At 38.8% G+C, this 13,990-nt stretch carries 7 protein-coding genes; all 7 read right to left on the reverse strand.

The window, feature by feature from the left end; genetic code table 11:
* Positions 1-6: 6 nt before the first annotated feature.
* Positions 7-2,145, reverse strand: coding sequence for a helix-turn-helix domain-containing protein (locus ALPR1_RS01055; RefSeq protein WP_008197800.1), 2,139 nt, complete (start codon positions 2,143-2,145; stop codon positions 7-9).
* A gap of 195 nt (positions 2,146-2,340) precedes the next feature.
* Positions 2,341-5,157 (reverse strand): PQQ-dependent sugar dehydrogenase, encoded by a 2,817-nt coding sequence (locus tag ALPR1_RS01060; protein WP_008197801.1) that lies wholly within the window; start codon positions 5,155-5,157, stop codon positions 2,341-2,343.
* Between the two features lie 142 nt (positions 5,158-5,299).
* Positions 5,300-7,750: an alpha/beta hydrolase family protein gene (locus tag ALPR1_RS01065; protein ID WP_008197802.1), complete on the reverse strand. Its 2,451-nt coding sequence runs from the start codon at positions 7,748-7,750 to the stop codon at positions 5,300-5,302.
* Positions 7,751-7,848: 98 nt separating this feature from the next.
* Positions 7,849-9,123, reverse strand: coding sequence for a serine hydrolase domain-containing protein (locus tag ALPR1_RS01070; protein WP_008197803.1), 1,275 nt, complete (start codon positions 9,121-9,123; stop codon positions 7,849-7,851).
* A 17-nt stretch (positions 9,124-9,140) separates the two neighbouring features.
* Positions 9,141-10,820 carry a PQQ-dependent sugar dehydrogenase gene (locus ALPR1_RS01075; protein WP_008197805.1) on the reverse strand — a complete coding sequence of 560 codons (1,680 nt, stop codon included), beginning with the start codon at positions 10,818-10,820 and terminating at the stop codon, positions 9,141-9,143.
* A gap of 119 nt (positions 10,821-10,939) precedes the next feature.
* Complete coding sequence (locus ALPR1_RS01080) at positions 10,940-12,724, reverse strand: acyl-CoA dehydrogenase family protein (RefSeq protein ID WP_008197806.1); 1,785 nt, start codon at positions 12,722-12,724, stop codon at positions 10,940-10,942.
* A gap of 42 nt (positions 12,725-12,766) precedes the next feature.
* A complete protein-coding gene (locus ALPR1_RS01085; protein ID WP_008197809.1) occupies positions 12,767-13,942 on the reverse strand; it encodes a thiolase family protein in 1,176 nt (391 codons plus the stop codon).
* Positions 13,943-13,990 lie beyond the last annotated feature (48 nt).

The raw sequence follows: 13,990 nt of genomic DNA on the forward strand, positions 1-13,990 counted from the left end.
GCAAAATCAGCTTTCCACCTGAACAAGTTTTTGAAAATCAGGGTCATCAAAAAGCGAGACTAAAAATATATCTCTTTCATAATCCCAATAATGTCTTAATTGTCCTTCTTCCTTGGCTATTGCCAATTGTGAAATCGCTTCTTTTTTAAAACCTGCCAAAGCTAAAATCCTGGCTTTATGATAGGCAATGTGGTAGGGGTATTCGTGCCGTCTCCATTTTAATTCCGTTTGATCTCCAAATTGATTGAGGAGATTTTCAATTTGATTAAAGGAACTTCTTTTTGCTTTTACATAAGTCAAATAGATCTCTAATTCTAGCTTCAATTTTGGCTGAAGTTTTAGCCTATCATTTATCAAGCTCTCGGCATTTTCCAGATCTCCAGCTAAAAAATAAGCATCGATCAAGTCATAATCTCCAACTCCTTCATTCGGAAATTCTTTTAGGAATTCAATCGCTTTATTCGCAAAATACTTCGACGAAGAATCATTGGATTTTAATTGATATTCCAATGCTGCATGAACCAAATATGCTGGATAAAGTGATTGATCACGATAGGTATTTAGCAAACTATCCACCGAACCCCGCCCTTTTCCCATCCCTACATAGGTACTAATCCATAATTCGGGAATAGCTGAATTTTGTAAATCTTCCGGAATCGACTTTAAATATTCAACACATTCATCAAACCTGTGGAGCATCAGGAGAGATTCTGCTTTATTCCTAGTTTTGAAATAATGCCAAATCAAACCCATTTCATTGACATTGGGATTCTGAACTTGGGCTAATACTTCCAAGGCTTTTTCTGGCATAAAAAGAGACTTGTATTTATGTCCTGCCATAATATTAAAATAATAATCCTGCTGATAATCATCCAATATGCCCAAGCAAACCTGCAAAGCTTCCTTATACCTTCTTTGAAACATATTTGATTGCTCAAGGTATAAGGACATTTCATATTGGGTCATTGTGGGAATTTTTTCAACCCTTTCCATGATTGAGTCAACTTTTGAATAATCGACAAACCAGGACATAAAAATCTGGGCCATGACAAAATTGGGTTCCAGAGTGGTAGCTTCTCTGAAATAATTATAGGCCTTAGATGGATATAATCCATCTTTCATTTCAGCAAGTCCTTTTAAATATGCACTGTATGCATCATAGCTCGGAGGTTTCAATTTCCCGATTTTTACATCTTCCAAATTGACAAGGAGTCCCAAGACATCCAGTCTTATTTCTTCAATTATGGACATCACGCTATCCCTATGCCCTTTTTTGATTGGAAAATGATAGATCGATTCCAGTGATATACCATCAATCAAACTCACATCAAAATAAATTACATCGTTCGATAGGTAATAATTCCCAATCAGTAAGTTCCGAGCATCAACCAACTCTGAAAAGGTAGGTCGATTTTCCTGATCATTGCTTAATACACCCAAGCTAGGAAGGTATTCATCTACAGTAAAAGCAGGAACAGTTTTGATACCTTCCACATTATCCAGCTGCGTAGCAATCCAGCTACTGGCAATTTCACCTATGGAATTCAGCTGAGAATTTCCTGTTTCGTTTTTTAAAGGAACAATTGCGATTCTGGAGTTCTGAGGTAAATGGAATTTTGATGAGTCTTCTTTTTGAAAAAAATAAATTCCGAATGGAACAATGATCAAGAGTGCTATCCAAATCAAACTTTGATAGTTTTTTTTCGAAGTTGAATCGACATCCCAAGGCAAAGGGATGGCTTTTTTTAGTATTTCATGAATTTCCGGATGCAAATAAAATTCGTAGATATCTTTCCCTTTAGGGCTGAAGGTATCTTCCATTTTTTTGATCTCTCCTGGACTAATTCCAAAATCATCTTTGAAGCACTTATTGAAATAGGAAGGATTGTCAAAACCTACTTTAAAACTAATCTCTGAACCGGTAAAATCAGTTTTTAGCAGATATTCATAGGCTTTGAGTAACCTTATATATCTGATAAATCTACCCGTGGATAATGAAGTAGATTTTTTTAATTTCCGATGAGTTTGTTCTCTACTTAGGGATAAGGCAGAAGCCAATTCATTTCCATTAAAATCACTATCATCCAAATTGGATAATACTATTTCAATAGCTGATTGAATAAAACTTCCGCTTTGTAAATCCATTTCCAAAAAGATATAAAAAAAGTATTGTATTGAATTTAAGGTTTTTAAAGTTGGAATTGATGAATTTCAAGCTGTTTTCACTCATAGGCGTTTATCAAAATCCTATTGAAGCAAAAAGCCCCAGACCTTTCGATCTGGGGCTTGGCTATTTCGGGTTTGTATCTTTAAACCATACGGTTTTGACTCAAACTTGAATTACTTGTTTTTAAACTCTACTTCATTTACAGAAACCAATACCTGATCTGGGGCTGCCTCTGAATTCTTAAAGATAAAGTAAATATCATGAGTCCCTGACACTTCAGAAATTTTTGTTGAAGGGGTAGCGGACAATTGTCTTCTCCATTCTGTCATAGTCATCCCTTCCGGTGGTCTAAAGCCTCCACCTGCAGGAGCTTTCGTAACTTTTTCTGTTTCTCCTAATAATTCTCCAGTAGGAGAATCTAATCTAACCTCTACAGATGCACCGATAGCTCCCACACGATCACTGATACCTAGATAAAACATGATTTCTTTGATACCTGTCATGTCGATATCCTTGAAACTAAAATAGGACTGATCTCCAATCATCGAGAAGCTAACTCTTGGTGTGGTTAACAATTGGACTCCTTTACGATCTGCTGACAGTTGTGGGTCTAGGAATGGATTTCTCAAGGCAACATAGTCCTCTCCTGTTAAAGATGGTGTGTTTCCAGAACCTTTATCTGTATAGAAAGCACGTAACAAATAACCTCCTTCGCCATCTTCCCCTTCTGGAACTTCTGCATTTACAGATCCAGCTAAAGGAAGGGATTCTACAGTAGGTTTCAGTTCATTCATATTCATGATATAATCTACCATCCTGGTAACATCTGACTCTGATAATTGAGGATGCGCACTCATGGCATGATCTCCCCATACACCACTTCCACCATTAATTACTTTGCCCACTAACATTTTTACATTTTCTGCAGTGTTTTCATATTTATCAGCCACAGCTTGATAGCTTGGTCCAATAGAAGCTTTGTCATATTGATGACAAGACTTACAATCGCTTGACTCAATAAGATTTTTGCCAATGGTTAGCACAGCCATAGATTCTGCTCCACTTTGTTTAGAAGCAATTTCGATCGGATCAAAACCAGCAGGCACATAGTCAAATGTAACGGCTACCTCATTTGCTTTGATACTGCCATCTGCGCTGCTACCATCTTCCTTGTCAGAAACCTGAACTTGATAATTTAGTGAGCTCTCTCCGAAGTAGAATGTTCGGTTTTTCCCGTCAAAATCAATGATAACCACTGGTTCCTCATTTCCAGCAATCAAATCCAAGCTAGCAGAATTTGATTCGCCTTTGGTATCAGTAACTGTTAAAGTCGCCTGATATTCACCTGCATTTTCAAATGTATAGGATGGGTTAGGGCCCTCTAGTTCTACCGCTGAACCATCAGACGATTTGATAGCCCAAGAATACTTCAAATTTCCCTCATCATAATCATCAAAGTCATTCGTACCTTCTGCTGAAAAATTGGTAGTAAAAGGAATAGCTCCAGCTAATTTATCAGCTGATGCATGGACATTTGGCTTTCTGTTTCCTGCATTGTACTCGATTTTTACAATTCTCGAATTGGAATTTCCTCTAAACCATGCACTTCCATATTCTAAAACATACAAGGCACCATCAGGACCAAAATCCATATCAATAGCAGAGCTAAATGTATCGTTTGGCAAAAATCTTTCCATCGATTGATAATCTCCATTTTCATCCATGGATACAGACATAATCCAGCCTCTCATAAACTCCACGATCAACCATTTCCCTTCATAATAAGCTGGAAAAGTAAAGGGAGCATCAGGTGCAAAATCAGCTTTCCTAAATACAGGTCCACCTGTGGCACTCCTTCCAGAACTTCCTACTAAAGGAAACTCTTCGGATACCCCATATGGATACCAAATGAATGCAGGAATTACAGGAGTGGGCAATTCTCTTAAACCTGTGTTATTGACAGATTCATTGACTGGGTTATTTACATCGTAGAATTCACCAAAGGTTTCTGTTTCATAATCATGGCTGGTATAAGGATAGTTGTTGCCAATGAAATATGGCCATCCAAAAAAGCCCGGACCTTTGGCCTGATTAAATTCATCATATCCTCTTGGACCCCAAATAGAGTCAATAGAGGCATCTGGCCCCACTTCTCCCCAATACAAATAGCCTGTTTCACTATCAATCGTAGGTCTCCAGGGGTTTCTGTGACCCATCGTGTAGATTTCGGGTCTTGTTTTTTCAGTCCCAACAGGAAATAAATTTCCTTCAGGAATGCTGTAGGTTCCATCATCCTCTGGATGGATTCTTAAAATTTTACCTCTTAAATCATTGGTGTTTCCTGGCGCTCTTTGATCATCAGCATTTTCATGACCTGGTCTCTCATCCAGATTGGATGTACCTAATCTAGGATTGGCAGTATTATTACCTACCGTTAAAAATAAATTGCCTTCTTGATCAAAGGCCATTCCTCCACCAGTATGGCAACATTCTTCTCTTTGAGTAGGAATCTCTAACAAGATTTTTTTGGAGCTTTCTACCAATTCATTCCCTTGCAGTTCATACCTAGCCAACACATGTTTCGTATCTACCGGATCTGCATAATATAGGTAAACCCAATGATTTTGCTCAAAATCAGGATGTGCGATTACACCCATTAATCCCTCTTCAGCTTCTCTGACAGCACCTTCCTTGTTTGTGTATTTTGTATTAACTGGGATGGTAGTGACCAGGGTCAATTCCCCAGTTTTTTCGTCTAGAATTTTGACGCCACCTTTTCTTTCCACAAAGAGAATTCTACTATTGGGAAGGAAAGTCATTTCCATGGGTTCATCCATTCCCTCTGTCAATACCACTTTTGTAAACCTATTTTCTTCAGGTTTAACTGTGGGATCATCGGTGGGTTTAGATTCTTTACAGCTACCCAAAGCAAAGATCAATAGGAAAGCCATAAGGGTGAAATAGCTTTCTCTGGTATTTAAAGAGAACATACTTAAATCAGGTTATTGGGAATGATTGAGTTTGGAAGTCAATATTGGTTTATTTTGTCAATTTGACAAATTAGAAAATTGATGACTAATAAAATTTACTATTCGGTAGAATATTAGGATAAACGCTCGAAATAGCTCATTTCTAAAGTGTTGTCACCGAATTCAACTTTTTCATAAACCCAATATGATTCATAACAACCACCCCTTTTTCATTCTGATCAAAAATAAACCGGATACGCTTTAGCTTACTCGATTCAAAGGCTGGGTTCTTGGAACGAAATGCTTGTAGTTCAAAAGCAAATTTTTGGAATACGATCTCCGAAGTTCCATCATTCTCCAAAAAATCTGTTTTTAAAATTTGAACTTTAACCTGTCTTTGGAGGGCAGAAAAATCACTGAGTAAAAATTTCACTTCATTTCCTAAAGAATCAACAAGCAAAATACTCAGGTCCAAAGGCTTTTCGGGTTCCTTCTCATCTGAATCCTCCTTTTCCTCACCTTCTTGACCCTCATTTTCCTTTTCTTCCAGATTTTCATTCTTGCTTTCTTCTTCAATCTCATCGTTGGAGTTACTCACCTCCTCATTGTTATTTTCATTCACCCATTTTCCACCCGTTTTAGGGTTGGAGCTTTCTGTGGATTCTGACATTTCAAAAACAAAAACAGAGGTAGAATCTAAATGGTATTCTCCCACAGGTAAGTCCAAAGTATAGGTAGCAATCAAAGAGTCTGGGACACTAGTTTCAATTGGTTTTTCTTTTAAGCTATCTTCCAAATCATAGTTCCATCCCAAATAAACTGCTCTAGTGCCCTTTTCCCGATAATTTAATTTGACTTCTGATTCTCTCCATACGGTTAAGTTTTCCCCATGGATTTTTCCATTATTAGATGCTGTAATCACATCAAAATCCTCGTTAAAATCGACCAGATACTTAGTGTTAGAATCTTCAAATTGATTCAAATATATCGTCTCGGGAAGCCAGTTTTTTCCTTGTCGGGCATCCATAAATAAAGGAAGGTATTTTATTTTCTTCCTTAAGGTAATTTCCAAAAAAGCACTGATATAAACCTTCGCAATTTCTTGCTGGCTTTTTTCATCCAACTGCTGCTCTAAATTAATTAGGCCTTTGAAAGGATTACCAGTATCATTATCTCCCCAAGAAGTATTAAACTGTCCGTGATTTGCTCCTTGAATGTAAAGCCCAGTCTTAAAGTGATAGCTAGAATCTTCAAATGTTACTCGCTCAAATTGCATAGATCCCATAAATGAACTTACATCGGCATCTTGAGCACCGTGGAAAACGAAATAGTTGATGTCTTTGAGTTTGGTTAAGGTGCCTCCTGGTTCGTATTGTCCATCAACTGGAGCAATGGCAATGATGGATTGAAGGTTGAAATGATAACCCAAAGGAATGGTTGCATCATCTGGATAAAAATCCAATTCATTTAGCATTGCTGCATGAGCAACCGCCTCACCACCTCTGGAATGACCAATCAAGGAAATTCTACTCATATCTATTTTCCCAGCAAAAGCATGGTCTGAAGAAGAATTCCACTCCTCCCAAACCTTTAAATGCTCTAACAACAGCCAACCTCGGGCATCATTTTCTTTGCTTAATCCTCCAAAAAGATCAGACCAAGAACCATTGATGAAATTTTCATCAACAGAAGCCAAAATCATTCCTCGGGAGGCTAATAACTCTCCCAAATAATCATAACCTGGGTCTGAATAATCCTGCATGGAATGATTCCCATGAACAACTAAAACTAATGGGAATGGCCCCGTCCCTTCAGGATACCAAACCCTGCCGTTGATAGGTAGGGCTTTTGAATCAAATCCCCAGTACTTTTCTCTCCACCAACCACCAAACCCATCCCAATCATCCAAAAAAGCAACTCCGTTTACTGATTCTGTTTTATAGGTAACCTCTTCTCCAAATTCCTCCCTATGCTTGTCCATTCCACTACCATAGCTCATGGTTTTCACAACATACTTTCCTTTGGTAGCAGGAGATTCTCCAGCAATGTGTGGGATGGAAACTTCGGAATAAAGAGCAGCATTTTCGATTTCATCCATTTCAAGCCCCTTTAGGGAATAGTAATAAATGGACATAATGAGGCCTGCAATTCCAATAAGTGCACCGATTATGAAGACAACTTTCTTCGGTGTTTTTAGGTTTTTAAAACCAGTTTTGGATAAGGTAAACCAAGTGGCTCCCAGCAAAGAAAAAATCAGTATGGATGCCAATAGCAACTTCTCATTTCCAAAAAACACCGTAAATAATAGTGGAATGGACGCGAAAAAAGCGATTTTATTCCATCTGGGAATTCTGTTCAACAAGTTATAAAGCCTTGCACTCAGCATTCCCGACAAAACTGCTGCTGCAACCATCAATAAGCCCAGTACTAAAACCCATGGATCTCGAATATTAATAGCTCTCAGTAGTGAAGAAAGAAGGAGCAATCCAACACTACCTATCAGCAAACCTACAGCTGCACCTTTAAACGAATTGTCTCCGGGCTTGATTAGTAGAAATTTGGCACAAATCCATGCCCAAGCTTGCTTGAACTTCTTTTTAATAATCTTGATCATACTTGGTGGTTTATAGGCAATTAAAAAAATCTGTAATCACCAAGCTAAAGAAAAATTAGAATGAACGGAAACCCTTCATCATTAAGATCTTATAAAAGTTATTGGCTATTAGGTTCAAATTTTCCATAAACAGCATCGCGGAAGTTTTTGTGTAGGCCAATACCATCATATGGAAACAGTTGTACAAACAATACTGCAGTAAGTTCATTTACCGGATCTACCCAAAAAAGTGTACTTGCAGCTCCGTCCCAAAAGAATTCACCAACTACTCCATTCATCTCCTCTTGGCTTGCAGGAGGATCTGTCCTAACTGCAAAATCAATCCCAAAACCGACATTTCCTTTACTCGGAAGCCAAGACCTTTCTGTAACCGAATCCGCAAGGTGGTTGGTAGCCATTAATTTAACAGTTTCAGGTTTCAATATCTGTGTTCCATTAATAGAACCCTGCTTCACCAGCATCCGGGCAAAAGTCATATAATCATCCAGAGTTGACGTCAAGCCAAATCCTCCGGGAGTCAATGGCCATTTTTTTAAATTGAAAGCATGAGCAGAAGAATCAGGCATCTGGGTCAATTGCCCTTCTCCAGTCCTTTGGTAGGCAGCAGAGAATCTATCCAAATCACTTTCAGGAACTACATACCTTGTCTCATCCATTCCCAATGGATCTAAAACATGCTCTCTAACATAGGTTTGATAAGGAACTCCGGAAATTCTTTCTACCAAAAATGCCTGTACATCCACTGACTGACCATATTCCCACTGTGCACCCGGTTGGAACCATAGGGGAGTGCTGCCAATTTTTGCTGCCATCTGAGTTAAGGTATTTTCATAACTTCTGGCATCTTTTTCTTTCATCAGCTCACTTAAGCCCGGAATATTATCTCTATTTGGAAAACCTGCAGTATGTCTGGTAATATCTCGAATCGTCACAGGTCTATTGGCATCCTCCAAAATCAAATTTCCTTCCTCATCCACACCCTGATAGACTTTCATATCAGAAAATTCAGGAGCATATTTTTCTAATGGATCATCCAACTGAAAAGCACCCTCTTCGTAAAGAGTCATAAGTGAAGTACCCGTAATAGGCTTTGTCATGGAATAAATCTGAACGATTGTATTCCTGTCCATTGGAATATTTTTCTCCTGATTGGCATAGCCATAAGCATTGAAGTACACTTCTTTGTCTTTTTCAAAGATCAGGGCAGAAATGCCAGCGACATTCCCCGATTCTACATAGCTGCTGAGCGTCGAGTCCAGTCTTGCCTTTGCTTCTTCATCAACTACAAATTCTACTTGGCCTTCCTCTGTCTGATTTTGACATGCCGAAAACCCAATAAATAATAGAAAGAGGAAAAGGCTAAACTTTTTCATGGCTGGAATTTTAGGGTTTATTGATTGATGATTTTATAAATTTTTCCGTCGGCTTTGGTCATTACATAAACTTGACCTTGACAATCTTGTCCATATTTTAAATCTACCCGACCATTTTGACATAAATCCCTCAAGGTGGTTTCCTTCCCATCATATACTACTCCTATTTCAAGTATTTCTGGTTGGGATTGATTCAAATCTGAGAAGAACAGCTTGCCGGAGGGAATATCCCCAAAGAGTAATTTTCCTTTAAATGGCCCACCTTCAGGAAAATATCCTGCAATGATGGCATTTCCTTCATCGTGATCAAATTGCAACAATGGATAGGTAGCATTCAATAAGGAATCATCCGCAGGAAGAGGGTAGAGGTTGCTCATATTACCAAATGGATTAATAACAAAAGTACCCTCTCGAATCGGCCAACCGTAAAACTTACCTGGCTCAATCAAATTCAACTCTTCAATATTATGATGACCTATTTCTGTAGCCAGCATCCTTCCTTTCGGATCCCAAAAAATACGGTTGGGGTTTCGGAATCCATAGGCATATATTTCTCCCAATTTTCCTGGTACTCCTGCAAAGGGATTTGAAGCTGGGATACCATATTTTCCATTGGCACTATTTGACCCACTAGGGTCTATCCGCATAATACTACTCCATATTTTACTTCCTTGATGATCTGCGATAAATGAAAATCCGCTTTCTGCGCTTCCTCCATCTCCAATACCTATAAATAATAAGCCATAATCTTCATCTCCTGGGCTTGCATTAGGATTAAAGGCCAATTCCTGAACTCCATGGATTTGAGTTACTACATCAATTCGCATGAGTTCTCGCCCTGTTCCTTTAAAAGTTTCCGCATTAGGATCTTCTAACGTCCATTCTGTGATCACCCACTCCATAGTTACTTTGATACTATCTGCATAATCAAAGTCCTTAGGTTTATTTCCAGGCTTTTCTGTATGGGAAGTATATAAAAGCCCATTATTTGTAAAATCGGGATGGAAAGCATAACTACCAAAACCTGTAGCCAACCCTGGCTTTGAGACAAAATCTGGGAAATACGATTTTAGATTGAAATACTCATAGGGTTTAGAATCACGGATTTCATACATAATCCCATGTTGATCCTGAACAAAAAACCTTCCTGAAACCGGCTCACATTCCATCTTGGTGATTTTCGCTAGGGGAGAGGCTTTGTCGGAAGCCGGAATTTGAGCGAAATACTCCAATTCCAAATTCAAATCTGATTTTGAGATTTTTTCAGGTATTGGATCTTCCAGTTTTTCGGAATCATTGACTTCGACTGGTGCCCTTTCATAGGTGTGCATGTAACTTAAAAGCGCATTGATATCCTCTTCTTTCAAGGTTGGAAAAGCAGGCATATAAACTTTATACTTTTCATAAAGCTCTTTGGCTCGCTCATCTCCCTGGTCAATTTTCTCTTGTGGGTTTTTAATAAATCCCCGAATCCATTCGGATTCAACTTTTCTTGTCAGACCACTCAAATTAGGTCCAATGGCACTTTGGTTAAAGTTATGACAGGTAGAACAATTCTGCTCAAAGAGTACTTTTCCAGCTTCAATTTGTTCTGTTTCAGTACTGATATCAGCCCCAATTTCTTTTGTGCCAGAGGTACAAGAAATCACAGTAAAAAGCAGCAAACTAGCTGCAAAAAGGTTAATTAGGTTTTTCATCGATACTAATTTGGGGTTTTTTAATTAATCCCGAAAGATTATTTCAACTCTTCCATAATATCTACATAAAAAAACCTCTGAAAATAATTCCAGAGGTTTCAATTAGTATTCTATTCAGATTAGAAAGGATATTTCCCTTGATCAATCATATAATCAGCAATCTGTCTTCTTAATTTTTTGGTATTCACCAGATCAGCTTTCGTAAATCGTTTGAGCCCCATCAGCATTACCTTCTGCTCATCTCCTTTTGTGAAACTAGCGATGGCTTCTTTGGCTGCAGATTGAATTTTATCAATTGCCTCTGATAAGTAAACCTGACTCATCGCTATTTGATGGCTACACTCTGCTTCGCTTTTAAGGCTTACTAGTTTTTCTGTCCTCAAAATGGCAGATTCCGCTGCATAAATTTCAATCATCACATCGGCCAAATTCATCATGATCTCTTGTTCATCTTCGATCTTTTCCTGTAAGGCCATGGCAGCTTTTCCTCCTACCATCAAGAATACCTTTTTTAATTTTTTCAATACCTCTTTTTCAGCAGCAAAAAGCTCTGAGGTATCTATGGACTCAAATGATGGAACAGAAGTTAACTCTGCAGATACTGCCATTGCTGGTTCGAAAAGGTTTACCTCTCCTTTCATGGCACGCTTGAGAAGCATTCCAATCATCAGCATCCGGTTAATTTCATTTGTTCCCTCATAGATTCTCGCAATTCTGGCATCACGGTAAGCTCTTTCCATTGGAGCCTCGGCGGAATAACCCATTCCACCATAAATCTGAACACCTTGATCTACAACATAATCCAAAACTTCTGAGCCATGGATTTTAGCAATCGCACATTCCATAGCAAACATTTCCACACCTTTCAATTTTGCTTCGTTTTCAGGCATTCCATCCGTGATAAACTCATTGATTTGATCTTCAATATCCTGTCCAGCACGATAGCAAAGGGATTCAGAGACATAGGTTCGAATAGCCATCTCAGCTAACATGGATTTTACCGCTCCAAAAGAATTGATGCTTACGCCAAATTGCTTTCTCTCAGTAGAATAGTTAATTGCCTTGGTGGTAACCGTACGAACACCCCCTAGGATTCCGGAGCCTAACTTGATACGACCAATATTTAGAATATTCACGGCTATCTTGAAGCCATTTTGGCGATCAGAAAGCATGTTTTCTACCGGAACTTTACAATCATTAAAGAAAACTTGTCTGGTCGATGAGCCTTTGATACCCATCTTTTTTTCTTCCTCGTTCATGGTAATTCCCCCAAAGGATTTTTCCACGATGAAGGCTGTCAAATTTTTATCTTCTTCGATTTTGGCAAACACTATGAACAAGTCAGCAAATCCAGCATTGGAAATCCACATTTTCTGACCATTGATCAGGTAATGCTTTCCATCTTCTGTTAAGGTCGCTTTTGTTTTACCACTGTTGGCATCCGAACCAGCATCTGGTTCTGTCAAACAATAACATGCAGCCCATTCTCCAGTAGCAAGCTTTGGAAGGTATTTTTGCTTTTGCTCCTCTGAACCATAATAAAGAATCGGTAAGGTTCCTATTCCCGTATGTGCTCCATAAGTGGTAGAAAATGAACCTGCTGATCCAATAATATCGGCGATCAACATAGAAGTCACAAAGTTCATCCCCATGCCTCCATATTCCTCAGGCACAGAAATTCCCAAAAGCCCAAGTTCTCCGGCTTTTTTGAAAATTGAGGGAACAAGGTCCGGGTTTTTCATGCTGTCTATTTCTTCGATTTTTGGGGTGATTTCCGTATCGATAAAATCCTGACAGGCCTGAGCCATCATTTTTTGCTCTTCAGTATATTGCTCTGGGATGAATACATCCTGAGCAAGTGTTTCCTTGATGAGGAATTCTCCTCCTTTGATTGTATTAGCCATAGTTTGGTATATGGAATGCTGTTTTCTTTATTTTTCTACTTTCTACTTCAAGAGCTCATAAACTCCGGCAACTCCCTGTCCTCCTCCTACGCAGGCAGTCACTAAACCGTATTTCTTATTCCGCTTTTGAAGTTCATTAAACATCTGAACTGATAGTTTGGCACCAGTACAACCTAATGGGTGACCTAATGCCACTGCACCTCCATTTACATTGACAATGTCAGGATTCATATCCAATGACTTGATTACTGCCAGACCTTGAGCAGCAAACGCCTCATTTAACTCAATCAAATCAATGTCATTCAGTGTTAAACCCGCTTGCTTTAGCGCTTTTGGAACAGCCTCTTTCGGGCCAATTCCCATTATTCGAGGCTCAACACCAGCAACTGAATAAGATGCTAATCTGGCCACAGGTTCAAGATTCAATGATTTCATAAATCTTTCGGACATTACCACCACAAATGCTGCCCCATCAGAAGTCTGTGAAGAGTTGCCTGCTGTTACTTGTCCTTTATTTTTGAAGGCAGGTCTTAATCCAGATAATACTTCCATGGTAGTACCTGGTCTTGGCCCTTCATCTGTATCTACAGTATATTTTCTGGTTTTCTTTTTCCCTTTTTCATCCAAATAAGTTTCCTCAACTTCTACAGGAACAATCTCATCTTTGAATCTTCCTTCTGCTATAGCTGCCAAAGCTTTTTCATGAGATTTAACGGAAAAAGCATCAGACTCTTCGCGAGTAATCCCGTATTCCTTGGCCAGCTCCTCTGCTGTAAGCCCCATGCTGATATAATAATCTGGGTGCTCCGTAGCAATCTTATAATTCAATACCGTCTTATATCCCATCATTGGAACCATGGACATACTTTCTGTCCCTCCGGCAATGATACAATCTGCCATACCAGCTTTGATTTTGCCTACCGCCAAAGCAATTGCTTCCAGTCCTGATCCACAATATCTATTGATTATAAAGCCTGGGTTTTCTACTCCAAGTGCCAATAAGGAAATCATCCTACCCATTTGCATTCCTTGCTCTGCTTCAGGAACGGCATTTCCGACGATTAAATCATCCACATGTTTCGTTTCCAGACCTGGAGTGTTAGCCACTAGATGTTTGATCACATCAGCAGCTAAATCATCTGGCCTGTAAAATCGAAAACCACCTTTTTTGGCTTTTCCGACTGCTGATCTATATCCGTTTACTATATATGCTTCCATTTATTATTTTATTTTTAGTTAATATGGGTTCTAAGAGTATCTAGTATT

The organism is Algoriphagus machipongonensis (assembly GCF_000166275.1).
GTDB lineage: Bacteria > Bacteroidota > Bacteroidia > Cytophagales > Cyclobacteriaceae > Algoriphagus > Algoriphagus machipongonensis.

What these genes read in the sequence shown, in the direction of transcription:
- ALPR1_RS01055 (WP_008197800.1), bottom strand. Translation starts at nt 2,145, where the DNA reads ATGGATTTACAAAGCGGAAGTTTTATTCAATCAGCTATTGAAATAGTA.
- ALPR1_RS01060 (WP_008197801.1), bottom strand. Translation starts at nt 5,157, where the DNA reads ATGTTCTCTTTAAATACCAGAGAAAGCTATTTCACCCTTATGGCTTTC.
- ALPR1_RS01065 (WP_008197802.1), bottom strand. Translation starts at nt 7,750, where the DNA reads ATGATCAAGATTATTAAAAAGAAGTTCAAGCAAGCTTGGGCATGGATT.
- ALPR1_RS01070 (WP_008197803.1), bottom strand. Translation starts at nt 9,123, where the DNA reads ATGAAAAAGTTTAGCCTTTTCCTCTTTCTATTATTTATTGGGTTTTCG.
- ALPR1_RS01075 (WP_008197805.1), bottom strand. Translation starts at nt 10,820, where the DNA reads ATGAAAAACCTAATTAACCTTTTTGCAGCTAGTTTGCTGCTTTTTACT.
- ALPR1_RS01080 (WP_008197806.1), bottom strand. Translation starts at nt 12,724, where the DNA reads ATGGCTAATACAATCAAAGGAGGAGAATTCCTCATCAAGGAAACACTT.
- ALPR1_RS01085 (WP_008197809.1), bottom strand. Translation starts at nt 13,942, where the DNA reads ATGGAAGCATATATAGTAAACGGATATAGATCAGCAGTCGGAAAAGCC.